The organism is Apilactobacillus quenuiae (assembly GCF_002994005.1).
Taxonomy (GTDB): domain Bacteria; phylum Bacillota; class Bacilli; order Lactobacillales; family Lactobacillaceae; genus Apilactobacillus; species Apilactobacillus quenuiae.
Window position 1 is genome coordinate 26,460 of the sequence record NZ_POSN01000002.1, and the last position, 19,052, is coordinate 45,511.

16 protein-coding genes and 1 tRNA gene are annotated in these 19,052 nt (G+C 30.5%); 3 read left to right on the plus strand and 14 right to left on the minus strand.

Annotated features, from left to right (window positions below):
- Positions 1 to 106: 106 nt before the first annotated feature.
- The 3 genes from C7N44_RS02490 to C7N44_RS02500 form a co-directional block, all read right to left on the minus strand.
- A tRNA-Arg gene (locus C7N44_RS02490) sits at positions 107 to 179 on the minus strand.
- A 49-nt stretch (positions 180 to 228) separates the two neighbouring features.
- Positions 229 to 1,569, minus strand: a complete 1,341-nt coding sequence (locus C7N44_RS02495) for a DEAD/DEAH box helicase (RefSeq protein ID WP_105956334.1) — start codon at positions 1,567 to 1,569, stop codon at positions 229 to 231.
- Positions 1,570 to 1,636: 67 nt separating this feature from the next.
- Complete coding sequence (locus C7N44_RS02500) at positions 1,637 to 2,356, minus strand: GH25 family lysozyme (RefSeq protein ID WP_105956335.1); 720 nt, start codon at positions 2,354 to 2,356, stop codon at positions 1,637 to 1,639.
- Positions 2,357 to 2,577: 221 nt separating this feature from the next.
- Between C7N44_RS02500 and gntK the strand changes: the two genes are divergently transcribed.
- Together gntK and C7N44_RS02510 are read left to right on the plus strand one after the other, a co-directional pair.
- Positions 2,578 to 4,125, plus strand: coding sequence for a gluconokinase (gene gntK, locus C7N44_RS02505; protein ID WP_105956336.1), 1,548 nt, complete (start codon positions 2,578 to 2,580; stop codon positions 4,123 to 4,125).
- 63 nt (positions 4,126 to 4,188) lie between these two features.
- Positions 4,189 to 5,511 (plus strand): APC family permease, encoded by a 1,323-nt coding sequence (locus tag C7N44_RS02510; RefSeq protein WP_105956337.1) that lies wholly within the window; start codon positions 4,189 to 4,191, stop codon positions 5,509 to 5,511.
- 49 nt (positions 5,512 to 5,560) lie between these two features.
- Here C7N44_RS02510 and rlmD read toward each other — a convergent pair whose 3' ends face one another.
- The 10 genes from rlmD to C7N44_RS02560 form a co-directional block, all read right to left on the minus strand.
- Positions 5,561 to 6,925: a 23S rRNA (uracil(1939)-C(5))-methyltransferase RlmD gene (rlmD, locus tag C7N44_RS02515; RefSeq protein ID WP_105956338.1), complete on the minus strand. Its 1,365-nt coding sequence runs from the start codon at positions 6,923 to 6,925 to the stop codon at positions 5,561 to 5,563.
- Positions 6,926 to 7,004: 79 nt separating this feature from the next.
- Complete coding sequence (locus C7N44_RS02520; protein ID WP_105956339.1) at positions 7,005 to 7,985, minus strand: diacylglycerol kinase; 981 nt, start codon at positions 7,983 to 7,985, stop codon at positions 7,005 to 7,007.
- Positions 7,986 to 8,001: 16 nt separating this feature from the next.
- Positions 8,002 to 9,423, minus strand: a complete 1,422-nt coding sequence (gene gatB / locus C7N44_RS02525; RefSeq protein WP_105956340.1) for an Asp-tRNA(Asn)/Glu-tRNA(Gln) amidotransferase subunit GatB — start codon at positions 9,421 to 9,423, stop codon at positions 8,002 to 8,004.
- Positions 9,423 to 10,883: an Asp-tRNA(Asn)/Glu-tRNA(Gln) amidotransferase subunit GatA gene (gatA, locus tag C7N44_RS02530; RefSeq protein WP_105956341.1), complete on the minus strand. Its 1,461-nt coding sequence runs from the start codon at positions 10,881 to 10,883 to the stop codon at positions 9,423 to 9,425. Before gatA ends, gatB begins: the two co-directional genes overlap by 1 nt.
- 4 nt (positions 10,884 to 10,887) lie before the next feature.
- On the minus strand, positions 10,888 to 11,193 hold the full coding sequence (gatC, locus tag C7N44_RS02535) for an Asp-tRNA(Asn)/Glu-tRNA(Gln) amidotransferase subunit GatC (RefSeq protein ID WP_105956342.1): 306 nt from the start codon (positions 11,191 to 11,193) through the stop codon (positions 10,888 to 10,890).
- A 78-nt stretch (positions 11,194 to 11,271) separates the two neighbouring features.
- The gene (locus C7N44_RS02540) at positions 11,272 to 12,348 is read right to left on the minus strand and encodes a CamS family sex pheromone protein (protein ID WP_105956640.1); all 1,077 of its coding nucleotides are present in this window, start codon (positions 12,346 to 12,348) and stop codon (positions 11,272 to 11,274) included.
- 48 nt (positions 12,349 to 12,396) lie between these two features.
- On the minus strand, positions 12,397 to 14,424 hold the full coding sequence (gene ligA, locus C7N44_RS02545) for an NAD-dependent DNA ligase LigA (RefSeq protein ID WP_105956343.1): 2,028 nt from the start codon (positions 14,422 to 14,424) through the stop codon (positions 12,397 to 12,399).
- A 25-nt stretch (positions 14,425 to 14,449) separates the two neighbouring features.
- Positions 14,450 to 16,705 carry a DNA helicase PcrA gene (pcrA, locus tag C7N44_RS02550; RefSeq protein WP_105956344.1) on the minus strand — a complete coding sequence of 752 codons (2,256 nt, stop codon included), beginning with the start codon at positions 16,703 to 16,705 and terminating at the stop codon, positions 14,450 to 14,452.
- A 107-nt stretch (positions 16,706 to 16,812) separates the two neighbouring features.
- Positions 16,813 to 17,382, minus strand: coding sequence for a xanthine phosphoribosyltransferase (locus tag C7N44_RS02555; RefSeq protein ID WP_105956345.1), 570 nt, complete (start codon positions 17,380 to 17,382; stop codon positions 16,813 to 16,815).
- An 11-nt stretch (positions 17,383 to 17,393) separates the two neighbouring features.
- Positions 17,394 to 18,014 (minus strand): glycoside hydrolase family 73 protein, encoded by a 621-nt coding sequence (locus C7N44_RS02560; protein WP_105956346.1) that lies wholly within the window; start codon positions 18,012 to 18,014, stop codon positions 17,394 to 17,396.
- A 129-nt stretch (positions 18,015 to 18,143) separates the two neighbouring features.
- On the opposite strand from C7N44_RS02560, the gene C7N44_RS02565 reads away from it, so the two are divergent.
- Positions 18,144 to 18,419 (plus strand): DUF2187 domain-containing protein, encoded by a 276-nt coding sequence (locus C7N44_RS02565; protein ID WP_225362927.1) that lies wholly within the window; start codon positions 18,144 to 18,146, stop codon positions 18,417 to 18,419.
- A 13-nt stretch (positions 18,420 to 18,432) separates the two neighbouring features.
- Here C7N44_RS02565 and C7N44_RS02570 read toward each other — a convergent pair whose 3' ends face one another.
- A complete protein-coding gene (locus tag C7N44_RS02570) occupies positions 18,433 to 18,975 on the minus strand; it encodes an ECF transporter S component (protein WP_105956348.1) in 543 nt (180 codons plus the stop codon).
- Positions 18,976 to 19,052 lie beyond the last annotated feature (77 nt).

Consider the following 19,052-nt stretch of genomic DNA (forward strand, 5'->3'; position numbering starts at 1 on the left):
CTTTGTAAATATAATATGGTTTTTATGTAAAATTATTGTAAATTTATTTACAATAAAAAAGAGCTGTTCATTATTAAATGAACAGCTCTAAAAGTTAAGTTTAAAATGACCTCACTCGGACTTGAACCGAGATCAGCCGCTTAGGAGGCGGTCGCCCTATCCAGTTGTGCTATGAGGCCATTTGCAACATTTATAATTGTCGCATTTAATAAACATAAAGTAAAGACACTACTTAGAATTTTTATTATCTAAGTTACGCCATTTTTTACGCATCCCTTTATTCTTTGTATGTTTATTTTTTTTCTTCTTTTTATTCTTTGAGCTCGATTGATTTGATGATTTAAAAGGTTGTTTAATATTTTTAGCGTTTCTATTGGAAAGCTGTTTGATATTAGATTGCTTACTCGACTGATTCTTCTCAGCAACTTTTTTTATTTTTTCAGCTTTAATTACCGAATCCGGAATTTCATCGACCAGTTTGTTCTTCAAGAAGTAAATTGGTTTCAAATCATACTGATAATTTTTAAGTAATTTCTTCAAATCTCTTAAATCATGATCATCACCAAAATTAATTACCAAACCATTCTCTCCCATACGGCCAGTACGTCCAACACGATGAATGTATTCATTTTCCTGATCAGGTAAATCATAATTAATAACAGCAGGCAATTTAGGAATATCCAGTCCACGTGCTGCAACGTCAGTAGTAAATAATAATTTTAATCGACCTAACCTAAAACCATTCATTGCTTTTTCGCGTTTATTTTGGTTCTGATCACTAGTTAATTTTGCTACCCCAGTGTAATGATTATGTACAAAATAACTATATGTTTTATTTAAATCAACAGTTTGGTTGAAAAAAACTAAAGCTTTAAAGTTTGGTACATGTTGTAATCTGGCAAGCATCTTATTACGATTTTTTCGTAAAACCTGCATTAAACCATGTTTAACAATTCCTTGTGTTTCATCTTCATTTCTAACATCGACTTTTTCAATATTACGATTGCCAAACCAATGGTCCAATTCTTCTAAAATTTCAGTTTCAGTTGCAGAGAAAAACTCTAATTGAATATCAGACATCATACTATCAACAATTTCACGAACAGTAGTTAAGGTTTCACCTTGTAATAAATCATCAGCTTCATCAATAATAACCGTTTTAAACAAATGCGTCTTTAATTTTTTATCATCAATTAAGTTTTTTAATCTACCAGCTGTACCCACGATAACTTCAGGATGCTTTTTTAAGCGCTCTGTTTGACGTTTTATATTAGCACCACCGGTAAGTGCTAACACTTTTAAGCCTAATAAATTGGCCCAATTTCGAGCAACTCGTGCAGTTTGAATTGCAAGTTCTTGGGAAGGCTCAATAATAATTAATTGGCTCCCTTCACCTAATTTCAAATTTAATAAACTTGGCATCAAAAATGCAACAGTTTTACCTGAACCAGTTGGAGATAAGCCCAACACACTTTTATTTTGCTGAATCAATGGATAAACTTTTGACTGAATTAAAGTTGGCTTATCATAACCTAACTTTTTAAAATATTTTTCAAATTTTTCTAACATTTAATTCACCTATATTTTTTTATTAACATCTAATTTTATCAAAGATTAAAAACTATTGCATAAAATTTTAGCGATTACGACTTTTTAATAGATAGCGTTCCCAATCTGTATTTTTACCATTAAAGGCTACCTGATTCAAGGAAACATTCGAACCATCAAGATTCATAGAATGATCATCAATTGAAATAAAGGTTGCTTTAGAATTATTTAAATCACTACTTAATAAGCTAATATATGGATTTCTTTTATGCAAGTCACTAAATATCTTATTGTTACAGCTAATGACCAAATCAGTATTATAGTAACGATGAACCATATAAACAAAATCAGATAATTGTTTTATTTGTGAACCATTAAGCCTTGAATTTACAACTATCATTGGTGGAATCGAACCATAATTAGCACCCACTTCCTTAGTGAAATTAGCTAATTGACTTTTAATTTTACTTTGGACACTAAAAATATGATAAACCCCAATTTGCATACCTGAGCCTTGGCTTCGATTAAAATTGTTCGAAAAGTTGTCATCAGTATATGTTGATCCTTGGCTAGCCTTAATATAAACAAATTTTTGATTATTATTTGCTAATGAAACAAAATCAATGTAACCATCTGATTGGTTAACTAAAACACCACGAACACTATACTTATTAATTAAGTAATTATTATATTGTTTAATGCCAAAGAATATAAATAAAAAGATAAACAGTACTGCAAAAATAACAATGTATATTTTATAATTTTTAGATTTATTTTTATTATTATATAATTCAACTCTACTTTTAATAGATAATCACCTTACTTTATAAACAAGATTACTACATATTTTCTTATAAAACTAGATAAATAGCTTGAATAGAGCCTCTTTTTTCAATATAATGAGAGCGGTAAATAATAACTTAATAATGAATTTTATTTAAAACTTCACTGTATAAATGTTACATTTATTTTATATTAGTTAGTAAATAAATGATTCTATTCTGTTAATACTGAAAGGAAGTTTAGAAAATGAACTACATCATTGGTGTAGATATTGGTACTACTAGTGTTAAGACCCTTTTATATAATACTAGTGGACAAGTTGAAGGATACGCAAATAATGGCTATCCTTTATATCAAGATACTCCAGATATGGCTGAAGAAGACCCAGAAGAAATTTTTTCTGCAATGACTTCTGGTATTACCTCAGTGCTTAGAAAAGCCGATTTAAAAAATGGTACATTAAAAGGTGTTTCTTTTTCATGTGCTATGCATAGTTTAATATTATTAGATAAGAATCATAAACCACTTACACGTGCTATTACTTGGGCAGATAATCGTTCAGTTGATTATGCAGATCAGTTAAAAGCATCTGGTAAAGCTAAAGAACTATATGGAAGAACTGGTACTCCAATTCATCCAATGACTCCTTTAACTAAAATTATGTGGTTAAAAGATAATAAAAAAGATTTATATGATAAAACTAGATGGTTTGTCGGCATAAAGGAATATATTTTATATAAATTATTTGGCGAATTAAAAGAAGATTACTCAATTGCTAACGCTACTGGTATGTTCAACATATTTAATATGGATTGGGATGAAGAAGCTCTAAAACTAACTGGAGTTTCTCGTGATCAGTTGCCAGAACTAGTAGATACTACCTATCAGTTAACGGGTATGAATAAAGCATATGCTAAAGTAATTGGTATTGATGAAAATGTTCCATTTGTAATTGGAGCTTCTGATGGTCCTTTAGCTAACCTAGGTGTTAATGCTATCCAACCAGGTGTAGTAGCTGTCACTATTGGTACATCCGGTGCTGTCCGTGTTGTAACTGACAAACCTAAGATTGACCCTAAAGGCCGTGTATTTTGTTATTACCTATCACCTGGCAAATGGGTTGTAGGTGGACCGGTTAATAATGGTGGAATTGTTTTTCGCTGGGTAAAAGATCAATTATGTGCTCCTGAAAAAGTTACTGCTGAGCAAATGCATATGGATCCATATGACTTATTAACTAAGATTGCTGCTCAAGTACCTGCTGGATCAGATGGATTAATTTTCCATCCCTACTTAGGTGGAGAAAGAGCTCCTATTTGGGATGCTAATGCTCGCGGTTCTTTCTTTGGGCTAACTAGAATTCATACAAGAGCTCATATGATTCGTGCAGCACTAGAAGGAATTGTATATAATTTATATACTGTAAGTTTAGCTTTAGAAGAAGTTGTTGGTAAACCAACAAATATTCAAGCTACTGGTGGTTTTGCGCGTTCAGAGTTATGGCGTCAAATGTTAGCAGATATTTTTGAACAAAATGTTAACATTCCTGAAAGCTTTGAAGGAACTGCATTGGGTGCTGCAACTCTTGGTATGTATAGCTTAGGAATTATTGATGACCTATCCAAGGTTAAAGATTTCGTTGGTGTAACCAACGCTCACAAACCAAATCCTGATAATTATGAAGCATATCGTGAATTAGTTCCAATCTATATTCGTTTAAGTCGTCAATTACAAAGTGAATATAAAAACATTGCTGAATTCCAACGAAAGCATGATATTGCAAAAGATAAATAATAAAAATTGGTTAGGCTAATTAATGCCTGACCTTTTTTATAGAAAGTTATTGGAGGAATAAAATTGCAGGAAAATGAATTAAAACGTGGTATTGGAATGATGGCATCCCTTGCCACGGTTATGGGAACTGTTATTGGTGGTGGTGTATTCTTTAAAACTGCCAGTGTCGTACAAAGTACGCATTCATTTACACTAACCATATTAGCGTGGATTATTGGTGGATTATTAACCATCTGTGCCGGTCTAACTGTTTCTGAACTGGCAGCAGCAATTCCTAAAACTGGTGGTGCAATTAAATATTTAGATTATACCTATGGACCTCTAACCGGTTTTTCAATGGGATGGGCTCAAATATTGGTTTATTATCCTGCCAATATTGCTGCTGAATCAATTGTCTTTTCAACACAAATTATCAATTTATTTCACCTAAATGGTGAATTGCTCAATCCAATTGCTATTGGATGTGCATTAAGTATACTTATCATTAACTTACTAGGATCTAAAGTAAGTGGAAATGTTCAAACAATCGCACTAATTTTTAAATTAATTCCTATTTTTATTATTGCTATTATTGGATTGTTTATTCCAGGCGAAGTTAACGTATCATTATTCCCAATATCCCCTACTAATCATGATGGTCTATGGTCAGCATTTGGTGCCGGATTATTAGCTACTATGTTTGCTTATGATGGATGGATTGGTGTTTGTGACGTTGCTGGAGAAATAAAAAATCCAAAAAAGAATTTACCAAAGGCTATCATATTGGGTCTAAGTTTTATTACAATTATTTATACATTAATCAATGTGGTATTTCTTAAAACCTTGCCAATTGACCAAATTGCAGGTAATCAAAATACTGCATCAGAAGCAGCTATCAAACTGTTTGGTGAATTAGGTGGAAAATTAGTTACTATTGGTATTTTAGTCTCTGTTTATGGATCATTAAATGGATATACATTAAGTGGTATGAGAATTCCATATGCAATGGGTAAAAGCAAATCATTACCTTTTAGTAATGCATTTACCAAGTTAACTAAGAAAACATTAGTTCCATATGTATCTGGCCTTTTCCAACTAGTTATTGCTATTTTAATGATATTTGCAGGTAGTTTTGACTTATTAACTGATATGTTAGTATTTGTTATGTGGATATTTAATTGTTTACTATTTATTGCCGTATTTAAATTACGTCGCAAAGAACCAGAGATGATTAGGCCATATAAGGTTCCTTGGTATCCAGTTATCCCAATTATTGCACTGTTTGGTGGAGTCTTCTTATTATTTGAAACTATTATATCTCAAACTGGCTTAGCATTAGTTGGAATATTATTAACATTGCTAGGAATTCCTGTTTATTATTTACAACAAAAACATTTAAAAAAATAATTGGTAAAATAAAAAGCTTGAAGATTTTTTTTCAAGCTTTTTTATATTATTATTTTTCAAAAACAGTTACAGATTCAATATGAACTGTTTGTGGGAATTGATCAACTGGTTGAATAGGTTGATTAATTTCATATCCATATTCAGCAAGTCTTCTAGCATCACGCACCAATGTTGATGGATTACATGATACATAAACAATTCTTTTTGGTGAAACTTTAACTGCACTTTCTATGAATGATGATGCAAGTCCTTTACGTGGCGGATCAACAACAATAACATCTGATTTTAAGCCTTGTGATTGCCATTTCTCCATTTGATCTTCAGCTTTACCAGTAACAAATTTAACATTATTTATATGATTCTTTTGGGCATTAATTTTAGCATCTTCAATTGCATCTTTAACAATTTCAACACCATATACTTTCTTAGCTTTTTTGGCCATTGCTAAAGAAATAGTACCAATTCCACAATAAGCATCAATAACATTTTGATTTCCATCCAATTGTGCCTTATCTACTGCCAATGAGTATAATTTTTCAGTTTGAATTGGATTAACCTGATAGAAAGAAGTCAACGAAATATAAAATTTCAATCCTAGTAATTGATCTTCAATATGTGAACTACCATATAAACAAATAGTTTTCTTTCCCATCAAAGCATTTCCATCCGTTAAGTTAATATTTTGCATAATACTTTTTACTTCTGGTAATGCTTTTGCAATTTCACTACTAATCATATCTGACATTGGGAGCTTTTTAGTACGAGTAATTAAACCAATCATCATTTCATGGCTGTAGTGTCCACGTCTGACCATAATATTTCTAATAACACCACTATGATTAATTTCATCATAAGGAGCAATATGATACTTTCTTAATATATCTCTTACCACAACAATGGCTTTATCAATTTCTGGATCTTGAATATAAAAATCTTCAATAGGAACTAAATCATGTGAATGTTTACGATAAAATCCTGTTTCTAATTTACCATTAATTTTTTTAACAGGAATTTGAGCCTTATTACGGTAATGACTAGGCTCTTGCATTCCAATTGTAGGTAAAACTTCAATCTGCATCTTAGCCTTATTAAAAAGTTCTTGAATTTGATTTTGCTTAAATTTTAATTGAGCATCATACTTTAAGTGCTGTAAAGGTGCAATACCTGTACGAGTATAATCCTTATCTACACTTTCAACACGATTTTTTGATTTAGTAGTTAATTTCAATAATTTACCGAATCCGAAATTTTTGTTGATTTTAATAACTTTAATGGTGGCTTCTTCACCTGGTAATGTATCTTCAATAAAAATTGAAAAATCATTAATCTTAGCCACACCCATGCCTTGATAAGTAAGATCAATAATTTTAACATCATAAATTTCATTTTTTTCAACTGGTGCTTTAATTTTCATATTTTCCCCTTAATAAATAAAAAAGTTCTGTTGTACCTTTACAATATAATACAACAAAACTTTTGATTTTTAAAATTACTTAAGATAATTTATCAACTTTATCAACGAATTGCTTTTCAGCTTTAACTTCATCATAACTAATTGATTTCGTAGGCATTTCATCCATATTAGCATAAAATTCAATGTGCTGCTTTAAATTTTTAAAAGTCATCGGAGCATCTCCGCCATATTCACCATCTAAATTAATTTGCATCTTATCTTTAATCGGATTAGCAATTAATTTACTTGTCTTTTTATAAATTATTCTTGGATCATTTATATGACGACCACCACTAATAACTTTTGCTAATAATTGAACAATTTCTACAATATTACTAGTTTTGACAATAATCATTGTAAAATTACCATCGTCTAACCTAGCATCAGGAACAATTTGTTCTAAACCGCCAATTGAATTAGTCATAGCCAATAAAAACATTGATGCTTTTCCTTTGAAATGTCCCCCATCATACTCTAAATCCATATCAATAGGTTTAATGCGGGGTAGTAATTCAGCTCCTCTGACCAAATAAGCTAAGTAACCAAAGATAGTTTTTAATTCAGATGGAACATCATAAGTTAATTCAGTTAATAAACCGCCACCTGCAATATTTATAAAATATTTGTTAGCAGCTTTACCAATATCCATCTTAAAACTTTGGTGTTTTAAAACAACTTTAGCAGCAGCAACCGGATTTTCTCTAGGAATATGCAATGCTCTGGCAAAGTCATTAGTTGTTCCCGCAGGAATAATTGCTAATTTAGGTCGTCTTTCAAGTGGTGCAATTCCATTAATTACCTCATTAATAGTTCCATCACCACCCGCCGCAACTATCAGATCAAAACCATCTAAACTAGCTCTCTTGGCTTCTTCTCTGGCTGAAAAAGGTTTAGGAGTTGTTGCGTATGCACTAGTTTCAAAACCAGCTTTTTCAAAAACACCGAGAATATCAATCATATTCTGTTTTAAAGCTTCACGCCCAGATGTTGGATTGTATATTACACGTGCTCGCTTTCGCATTATAATTCCCCTAATCTTATTTATTCATTGAAGCCATTAATAATTTATTTACAACTTGTGGATTGGCTTTACCACGAGTTTGTTTCATAATTTGACCTACTAAGAAACCAATTGCACGATCTTTTCCATTATGGAAATCTTCAATTGATTGAGGATTATTTGATAATACTTCATCAATAATTGGTTGTAATTTCTTTGGATCAGATAGTTGAACCATACCGTTATCATTTACAAACTTTTCAGGTTCTTTACCTTCAGTGATTGCTTTAAATACTTTTTTGGCCATCTTACTAGAAATAGTACTATCTTCAATCAACTTAATCATAGTAGTCAAGTTTTCTGGAGTAATTTCAGTTTGAGATAAATCTACTTGTTTATCATTCAAATAAGCATTTACATTTCCTTGTAAATAATTAGAAGCCATTTTAACATCAGCTCCTAATTCTATCATTTTGTCAAAGAAATCAGACATTTCTTTTGTTTGTGTTAGAACCATTGCATCATATTCAGTTAATCCTAGTTCGTTAACATAACGATTACGACGACTGTTTGGCATTTCAGGCATCTTAGAATTAATATCATCAATCCATTTGTTTGAAATATTTAATGATGGTAAATCTGGTTCTGGGAAGTATCTGTAGTCATCAGATCCTTCTTTAACACGCATCAAAATGGTGGTACCATTATTTTCATCAAAACGTCTAGTTTGTTGTTGAATCTTACCACCAGACATTAAGATTTGACGTTGACGCTTTTCTTCATATGCTAAACCTTTTCTTACATAGTTAAATGAATTAAGGTTTTTTAGTTCAACTTTGGTACCAAATTCTTTTTGTCCATATGGTCTAATTGAAATATTAACATCAACACGCATGGAACCTTCTTCCATCTTGACATCAGAAATTCCAGTAAATAGAATTCTTTGTCTTAATGCTTCAAGATATGCATAAGCTTCATCAGGTGAAGCGATGTCTGGCTTAGAAACAATTTCAATTAAAGGAGTTCCTTGACGATTTAAATCAACATAAGAATAATTCTTACCATGACTATTTTTACCAGCATCTTCTTCAATATGCATTTCTTCGATACCAATTTTTTTCTTTTTACCATCAACATCGATTTCTATCCAACCATCTGTAGCATCTGGTGTATCTTGTTGGGTAATTTGATAAGCTTTAGGATTATCAGGATAGAAATAATTTTTACGGTCAAAATGAGGATGTTGATTAACATTAGCATGTAAAGCTAGAGCAGCAACAATTCCATCTTTAACAACACCCTTGTTTGTTGTTGGTAATACCCCTGGATATCCCCAATCAATAACATTAGTGTTTAAATTAGCTTCTGCACCATAACCAACAGGAGAAGGACTAAAGATTTTAGAATTTGTTTTTAATTCAACGTGAACTTCTAGTCCAATAGTAGTTTCAAAATTCATTATTTGTCTCCTCCAATCTTAGGGGTTTGTTTATGAAAATCTGTGTTTTTTTCAAAAGCATATGCAGCTTTATACATAGTAGTTTCATCAAATGGTTTCCCAATTAACTGCATCCCAATAGGAAGACCATCAGAAAATCCAGCTGGCAATGACATTCCTGGTAATCCAGCCATATTAACTGGGATAGTCAATACATCATTCATATACATAGTTAATGGATCTTTGTTTTCATCTAATCCAAATGCAGGAGTTGGAGCTGTTGGTGTAAGGATTAAATCATAATTTTGAAATACATTTTGAAAGTCTTTAGTAATTAATGTTCTAACTTCGGCAGCTTTCTTAAAGTAAGCATCAAAGAAACCAGCAGATAATGAATAAGTTCCTAACATAATACGACGCTTTACTTCGTCTCCAAAACCTTCAGATCTACTTTTAACATATAATTGATCAAGGTTTTTAGCATTTTCTGAACGATATCCATAACGAATACCATCAAATCTTTGTAAGTTAGATGATGCTTCAGAAGGAGCAATAATGTAGTAAGCAGTCACGCCATATTTACTATGTGGTAATGATACTTCTTCTACGTCAGCACCCATTTCACGATATTTATCAGCAGCTGATTTAATAGCTTCACGTACATCATCACTGACACCTTCACCTAGATATTCTTTAGGTAAACCAATTTTCATTCCCTTAACACCAGAATCAATATTACTGGTAAAATCAGGGACCTCTTTATCGGAACTAGTTAAATCATGTTCATCATGACCAGCAATATGATTTAAAACAAGTGCATTATCATAAACATTGTTAGTTAAGGGCCCAATTTGATCGAAACTAGATGCAAAAGCGATTAATCCCCATCTAGATACACGACCATATGTAGGTTTCATCCCCACAATCCCATTAAAGGCAGCTGGTTGTCTAATTGAACCACCAGTATCAGATCCTAAAGCAGCTAATACATCACCTGCTGCAACTGAAGCGGCAGAACCACCAGATGATCCACCTGGAACTTTGTCTAAATTCCATGGATTATGAGTTTTACCATAATATGATGTTTCTGTAGAGCTTCCCATTGCGAATTCATCCATATTAGTTTTACCAATACTAACAGTATCAGCATCTAACATTTTATTAACAGCAGTTCCACTAATGATTGGTTTAAAGTTAGATAACATTTTAGATCCAGCAGATGTTAAAACATCTTTGGTTAACATATTATCTTTCATTGCAACTGGAATTCCAGATAATAAATTATCAGGATTAATTCCTCGTTTATCAATTTCTTGAGCTCGTTTAATTGCATTTTCTTCATCAATTGTAATAAATGCATTAATATTTTTTTCATTATTCTTAGAATTTTCAATTGCTTCTTTTGTTAGTTGTTCAACAGTAATGTCACCATTAACTAAACTTTGATGAATGCTAGTGATATCTTTATTCAAAAAATTCATTTAATTAATCCCCACTTTCATCAATAATTGTTGGTGTTCTAATTAAACCATCAGCAACATCAGGAGCATTTTGTAACAATTGATCTCTTTCTCCCCAATTATCAGCAATATCTTCTCTCATAACATTAATTTGATCAGTTACGCTAAATGTTGGTTCAACATCAGTAGTATCAACTTCATTCAAAGAATCAAATATCCCCATAATATTTCCTAATTGATCAGTAAAATAAGGCAATTGTTTATCAGTTAATTCTAGCTTAGCTAATGAAGCAACATGACTTACTGTATTTTTACTTATTTTTTCAGACATTGACTAGCTCCTTCTTTCTTTACTAAATATATTTTACTATTACTTATAAAATATTTTAACACAATAATTTAATTAGTTTTAATAACTAGTAAAAACATGTGTATAGAAATTTTTTTCTCCTGTTTTCCTAGATAAAAAGCTTTGCATACCTTCAGTTGAGCTTACTTGAATATCAATTGGAATATTATTTGGTAAGTACTTTTCAGCCATATTTTCTACATATTGAGTAAAGCTAATAATCTCGCTTTGTCCATAAAATTGAGTAGTAATATTAATATGCATCCCTCTTAAACTGTTATCAACATAATGTGCTTGAGCAGTAACTCCACTTAAATTAGGGAAGAATTTTTGAATTTGATTTTTAAAGTTTTCAAATGAGTCTTCATCATTATTATTTACACCTTTAGTAGATTCAGCTGGTAAAACATAGTTCTTTATGTTTAAAGACTTCCAATCTGAACTCTTAATAGAATTACCGTTATTAACAGAAGATGAGAAGAAATTACCTCCAACTAAACTATCATTAGGTGCTTGTTTATATAGTGCAAAAACAATTGGAATATTTTTTAACTTTTTATTTTTTCTTAACCTTTGAAGAATCTTATTTGCAATTTCTTTTCCTTGTTGAATAATATCTGAATCATTTAATTTCTTTTGATAAACTGCACCATAAGCTTCTTTACGATAATAGTAAATAGAATTAATGCCTAATCCCACTGTCATTCCCTTAATTTTAAGTGAATTATGATCTTCGGTCATAAAATCCTGTTCATCCATTTGTTGAAGATATAATGGTTCTTTAGTATCTTTTCCTGCAGGATTTAATCCATCCGGATTATTTTTACTTTTACGTCCTAACCAGTTTTCTACAGTATCAGTATTAATATATTGACCTTCTTGTAGAATATAGTCATCGGTTGGAAAATGTTGCTTAGATATTCCTAACAAACCATTTTCAAACCCCTTTAGATTAAGTTGGTTATCATTTTGTTGAACAGAAACACCACGTGACTTACTAGTCAAATAATGACCATCTTTGATTACTCCTTGATAATAATTACTGTTTGTTTGTGAAATAACTTGAGTTCCAGAAGAACTTCCTGATTTATTATCATTATTATTTCCACAAGCAACTAATAAAACTGTACTAACCATTACCAAGAATAAAACTTTTAATTTATTCAATTTGCCTGCCTCCACAAATCACTCATTATTGTTCATTTCATCAATGAACTGATCTTCATTCCAAATTGATACATCATATTTTTCAGCTTTCGATAATTTACTTCCAGCATCTGCACCAGCAATTAAAATATCTGTACTTTTAGAAACACTTCCAGTAACTTTAGCCCCATGATTTTCTAGCCATTCTGAAGCTTTAGGACGACTCATTCTAGATAGTTTTCCAGTTAAAACAATTGTTTTGTTATTGAATATAGAATTTTGCAAAACATTAGGTTCAATATCGTTACCATTGTAATTCATATTAATACCTAATGATTTAAACTCATCAATAAGTTTCCTAGCTTCTGAATTATTAAAATAGGTAACTATACTTTGCGCAATAGTATTACCGATTGAATCAATAGATGAAATATCATCAATATTAGAGGACATTAATGAATCCATATTTTTAAAATGCTCAGATATTAATTTAGCGGCTTTTGAACCAACATGACGAATGCCTAGTCCAAATAGTAATCTTTCCATTGAATTGGTCCGACTATTGTCTATAGCTGTTAATAAATTAGTAGCAGATTTAGTACCAAATTTGTCCAAAGTTTCTAACTCTTCACGATTCAAATTATATAAACTAGCAGTATCATTAAGCAACCCCTTATCGAACAATTGTTGAACTATTTTAGGTCCCAATCCGTCAATATTCATAGCGTTTCTTGATGCAAAATGATTAATTTGTTCAGTTAACTGTGCTGGACATTTTGGATTAATACAACGCAAGGCTACCTCGTCATCTAGATGTACTAGCTTATCCCCACATGATGGACATTTATTTGGTATCTCATATGGTTTGCTATTACTTGGACGTTTACTTGCAATATATTCAGAAATTTCCGGAATAATATCACCAGCTTTGTGTAATTTAACAGTATCACCAATTCTTATTGCCTTTTCATTTAAATAGTCAGGGTTATGAAGTGATGCTTTAGAAACTGTTGTTCCCGCTAATTTAACAGTATCCATAATAGCAGTTGGAGTAACTACTCCCGTTCGACCAACAGTCCACTCAATGTCATTAAGCTTAGTTTCAACTTCTTCTGGCGGAAATTTAAACGCAATTGCCCATTTAGGAACCTTTACTGTATTGCCAATATCTTTTTGCAATGATAAATTATTTTCCTTAATTACTATTCCGTCTATCCCATAACTTAATTCATCACGTTCATCAGTATACTTATCAATATAATGATCAACATCAGACATATTTTTAACAACTTCGTAAGTGGGGTTAATTTTAAAGCCTAGATTATTCAGTTCATTTAATAAACCAGACTGAGTATTAGTTTTTAAATCATTATAATCAGCAACATTATACATAAAAGTGCTTAGATTACGACTAGCTGTAACACTTGAATCCAATTGTCTTAAACTACCAGCAGCAGCATTCCTAGGGTTAGCAAAAGTCGATTTACCATCATGTTCACGTCTTTTGTTCAGATTGACAAAAGATGCTTTAGGCATATAGCATTCTCCTCTTACTTCAATATCAATAGAACGATTTAATTTGTGAGGGATACTTTTAATGGTTTTTAAGTTCTCAGTAATATCTTCACCCATAAAACCATTACCTCTGGTAGATCCTTGAACTAAATTACCATTCTTATAAAGTAAAGAAATAGCAAGTCCATCAATTTTTAGTTCACAATTGTATTCACTAATTGATGGATAATTATTATTCAAGTTATCCATGAAATTTGATAACTCTTCCTTAGAAAATACATCCCCCAATGATAACATTGGAACATCATGTCTAACCTTATCAAAACCAGGTAAAGTTCTAGAACCAACATTTTGAGTTGGTGAATCAGAAGTAATTAAATTAGGATATTTATATTCAAGGTCTTGTAATGATCTATAATTTTGGTCATATACAGAATCTTCAACACTAGGTTGATCTTCATAGTAATATTGGCGACTCCATAATTTTAATTGATTTTTTAGTTTTTCATATTCTTGCTTAATTTTTGATTCATCTATAGTTTTATCTGACATTTATTTCACCTCAATTTTCAATAAATTATTTTTCAATTTTTTGAATTGGTGCAAATGCAGCGAGTAATCTTTTTAGTCCTTGATCTGGAAAAGCAATATCTAATTCTGTATCTTCACCATTGCCATTAACCTTAACAACAGTTCCCGTTCCCCAAGCTTTATGTTGAACTTTATCACCCACATTCCATGACTTCTTATCAGCACCACTACCCTTGGGTTTTTGAACTTTTTGAGCCGGTTGATGGTATAATTTTTGATTAGCAAAGCTTTGAGATCTATGATTGCGAGCAGAATCAAATGGTGTTCTTAATGAACTATTCTTAGAAAAATCATTTTCAGAATGTATTAAGTTATCTGATATTTCATCAATAAAACGTGATTCTGGATTTGTTTGTCTTCTACCATAAAGCATTCTTGAAAATGCATTAGTGATATATAATTTTTTTTGCGCTCTAGTAATACCTACATATGCTAGTCTACGTTCTTCTTCCAATTCATCTTCTTTTTCTAAAGAACGACTTAATGGAAAAATTCCTTCTTCCATTCCCATTAAAAATATTACGGGGAATTCTAATCCCTTAGCAGCATGTAATGTCATTAATGTAACTTGTGGTGTTTGTTCATCAACATCATCTTGAGCAGAAACTAGTGCTAAGTCTGCAAGAAAGTCAGTTAATGGCTCATCTCCATCATTATCATCATGATTATTATCAAATTGTTGGGTAACAGAAATAAATTCTTCGATATTCTCAATTCTAGCTTTAGATTCCAAAGACTTAGATTGTTTTAAATTATCTAAATATCCACTGTCATCTAGGATATGTTGGGTAACATCAGTTACTTTATTTTCCACAGCAATTTTTTGTAGTCCAGTCATTAATCGACCAAATTTATCAATAGCATTTCTAGCACGGTTAGATAATGTATTATTAAGTTCAATATTCTTTGTAGCTTCTAGCATGCTCCAATTATTTTCTTGAGCGAATACTCTTAATTTTTCAATGCTAGATGCACCAATACCACGTTTAGGTTCATTAATAATTCTTTCCAAGCTCATAGAATCACTAGGATTAGCAATCAAAGTTAGATAGGCTAAAACATCTTGAATTTCTTTACGATCATAGAACTTATGTCCACCAACAATGGAATATGGAATATTAGATTTCAAAAAAGTTTCTTCAATAACACGTGATTGAGCATTTGTACGATAAAGAATAGCAAAATCATTATATGAATAATTTTTTTCTTCAATAATTTTCTTAATTTGAGTAACCACAAAATGAGCTTCATCGACTTCACTTTGACCACGATAATATGAAATTTTATCGCCTTCAGCATTATCAGTCCAAAGATTCTTTTCTTTTCTAGTAACATTATTCTTAATTACGTCATTAGCAGCGCTTAGAATATTTTTAGTAGAACGATAATTTTGTTCAAGCATTACGGTATTGGCATTTTTATAATCATTTTGAAAATTCAAAATATTATTCATGTTAGCACCACGCCAACCATAAATACTTTGGTCAGCATCACCTACAACACAAATATTTTTATACTTCTTAGCTAACATTCTTACTAATTTATATTGTGCTTCGTTAGTATCTTGATATTCATCAACATGAATATAATGAAACTTATTTTGATAATAATCTAAGACTTCTGGAACTTCTTCAAATAATTGAATGGTCATCATAATTAAATCGTCAAAGTCCAATGCTTGATTGTTATGTAACCGTTTTTGATATTCAGTATAAACTCGTCCAACTACTTCTTCAAAAGGACTGGTATGATTTAAATTTTCATTAAATTCATAAGGAGTTTTTAAATCATTTTTAGCATTTGAAATAACTGATAAAATTGCTCTAGGATCATTTTTTTTAGGATCAATATTTAAATCCTTTAAGATTCGCTTAACGAGCGTTCTTTGTTCACTACTTCCTGCAATTGTAAAAGCTCGATTATAACCAATTTTATCAATATGGCTTCTCAAAATTCTTACACACAATGCATGGAAAGTTGAAACCCACACTTCGTTTCCACCATAGTCTAATAGGCTAGCTACACGTTCTTTCATTTCTTTAGCTGCTTTATTAGTAAAAGTAATTGCTAAAATATTCCAAGGAAGAACTTGCTTTTCTTCAATTAAATATGCGATTCTATGGGTTAAAACACGTGTTTTACCACTACCAGCACCGGCCATAATTAATAGAGGACCTTCAGTGCATAATACTGCTTCTTTTTGTTTATTATTCATTCCGGAAATTACATCATTTACTGGCAAAATAACACAATCCTCTCAATTTATTTATAAGTCAATTATATCATAGCTACACTTATTTTCATTTCATTGAAAAATAAAAGTCGGTAAAATTACCGACTAAATATTATTTATTCAAAATTAACTTTCCCATCATTTAAAGATGCGATTCTGGCAAGTGATTCTAATTTTATTCCTTTTTGTGTAATAATTTCATGACCTTTTTGAAAACTTTTCTCAATAACAATTCCAACGTTTTTAGCATTAGCACCAGCTTGATTGGCAATATCTAAAAGTCCAAGTACGGCTTGTCCATTAGCTAAAAAATCATCAATAATTAATACATTGTCCTTTTCATTAATATATCTTTTATTAATACTAATTTTATTATTAGTTTGTTTGGTATATGAATAAACATCACTAGAATATATGTTATCGTTAAGTGTTAAACTTTTATGTTTTCTAGCAAAAACAACTGGTACATTCATTTGTAAGCCTGTAAGTACAGCCGGTGCGATACCAGAAGATTCAACCGTTAAAATTTTAGTAATGTTTTCTTCTTTAAAAAGTCTTGAAAATTCTTTACCTATTTTATTCATAAACATTGGGTCAATTTGATGATTCAAAAAACTGTCTACTTTTAAAATATTCTCTGATAAAACTCGACCTTCATCGTTAATCTTTTCCTCTAATGCTTTCATAATAATTCTCCTTATTTATTTACTTTATCATATTGATTTAAATGATATTTTTTTATTATTTCAATTATTTTGTTAGTGTATTTAGGATCAGTTGCATATCCATCAATCTGTAAATTATGTGCTGCTTCTACATAGTTATCTGAATTTATAACATCTTGATATTGGTATCGATTCCAACTAGTCCCATTAAACAATAGTTTAGCATGACTTTGTACAGAATCATCCCAATTTTTGTATACTCTAAAGTAACCTTTAACATTTATAAACTTACCATTTACAAATTCATCTGTAGATAATTTAACATGAGGTTGCCCATTATAAGCCTTCACACCAAACAAATTATTATAGTTAGTAGACAATTTACTAATACCCCAGTTAGATTCAAGGATTGCCTGAGACAGGCTTATGCTTGCCAAAATATTATATTTTCTTTGTGCATAAGTAACTGATGGCAACAACTTATTAATAAAATTACGATGCTTTTTTATTACATTTTTTTGATTATAAATATTATACATATAATTCTTTTCGTAATAATAGTAACCTGCCGAGAAAATAATAAATACTAAAGTTAAAATCAAAATTAACCAACCTATATTAATGGTAAATTTACTTTTCCTTTTTTTAATCATTATCATCTCTATTCATATTTATTTATAATTTTAAACTATTTAACATAAAAATAGCAATATCATAACTAAAAATTGACAAATCAATTTTTTTTAGTTACTTTTAAGATATAGGTTAGGAGATGTATATCTTTGGTAAAGGATAAATTAACAAGTAATGATAAGTCACCATTTGATATTGGAGATAAGGTATCGTTTAAATTAGAAAAAAATACTTTTAAAGGAACAATAGAAAAAGCTTATAATAATGCTTATCTAATCGCATTTAAATCAAATGATCCTGTATTGGAAGATAAGTATCATGATAAAGTTGTAATTAGCAATAAAAAACTAAAGATGGTTAAGATGAGTAATCATAATAGTAAAGAATCTAAGCAAAAAGAAGAAAATACAGATGAAAAAAAGTAGTGATGTAAAATCACTACTTTTTTATTTTTTGTAATGGAATAGTAATAATTGGAACAAATATTCCTGACAAAATTGCTTCTGTTAATCCGTTAGTACCCGCAATCCCTAATAGATATGGTAAAAGATCATTAGTATTAATATGATAAATATTAAATGAATTATTCTTATAAAAAAGATAAATTAAAAATAGAACAAGGATTGTATTAATCAAAGATCCAACCATTCCAGATAATGACATTAATAGTTTATCGCTAATTTTATATTTAACTAGTTTATGATAAAACCATCCAGATACCAGACCAACAAGGACTCTAGGTAATACAGAAATTAAAGGATTAACTAAAACAAAAACAGCAAGTGGACTAGTAGGCCAAAAAAAAGCCCTAACAAATGTTATTAATCCCCATACACCTCCAAGAATTGCACCATTCTTACTACCCAACAAAATTGAAGCAACAATGATAGTAATTGGAATAATAGTAATGCTTAAAGGTCCAATTGGAATATTACCAATTCCTGGTATAGTAGTTTGAATTAAAATAATTGCTATAAACATCGTTAAAATATTTATATTATAATTTTTATTATTAATAATTACACTTCCTTTTTAAAATCAACTTTATTACTTATTAT

Bases quoted from the DNA above. Each gene is read 5' to 3' on its own strand.
- C7N44_RS02495 (WP_105956334.1), bottom strand. From the start codon at position 1,569: ATGTTAGAAAAATTTGAAAAATATTTTAAAAAGTTAGGTTATGATAAG.
- gntK (WP_105956336.1), top strand. From the start codon at position 2,578: ATGAACTACATCATTGGTGTAGATATTGGTACTACTAGTGTTAAGACC.
- rlmD (WP_105956338.1), bottom strand. From the start codon at position 6,925: ATGAAAATTAAAGCACCAGTTGAAAAAAATGAAATTTATGATGTTAAA.
- C7N44_RS02520 (WP_105956339.1), bottom strand. From the start codon at position 7,985: ATGCGAAAGCGAGCACGTGTAATATACAATCCAACATCTGGGCGTGAA.
- gatB (WP_105956340.1), bottom strand. From the start codon at position 9,423: ATGAATTTTGAAACTACTATTGGACTAGAAGTTCACGTTGAATTAAAA.
- gatA (WP_105956341.1), bottom strand. From the start codon at position 10,883: ATGAATTTTTTGAATAAAGATATCACTAGCATTCATCAAAGTTTAGTT.
- gatC (WP_105956342.1), bottom strand. From the start codon at position 11,193: ATGTCTGAAAAAATAAGTAAAAATACAGTAAGTCATGTTGCTTCATTA.
- C7N44_RS02540 (WP_105956640.1), bottom strand. From the start codon at position 12,348: ATGGTTAGTACAGTTTTATTAGTTGCTTGTGGAAATAATAATGATAAT.
- ligA (WP_105956343.1), bottom strand. From the start codon at position 14,424: ATGTCAGATAAAACTATAGATGAATCAAAAATTAAGCAAGAATATGAA.
- C7N44_RS02555 (WP_105956345.1), bottom strand. From the start codon at position 17,382: ATGAAAGCATTAGAGGAAAAGATTAACGATGAAGGTCGAGTTTTATCA.
- C7N44_RS02560 (WP_105956346.1), bottom strand. From the start codon at position 18,014: ATGATTAAAAAAAGGAAAAGTAAATTTACCATTAATATAGGTTGGTTA.
- C7N44_RS02570 (WP_105956348.1), bottom strand. From the start codon at position 18,975: ATGTTTATAGCAATTATTTTAATTCAAACTACTATACCAGGAATTGGT.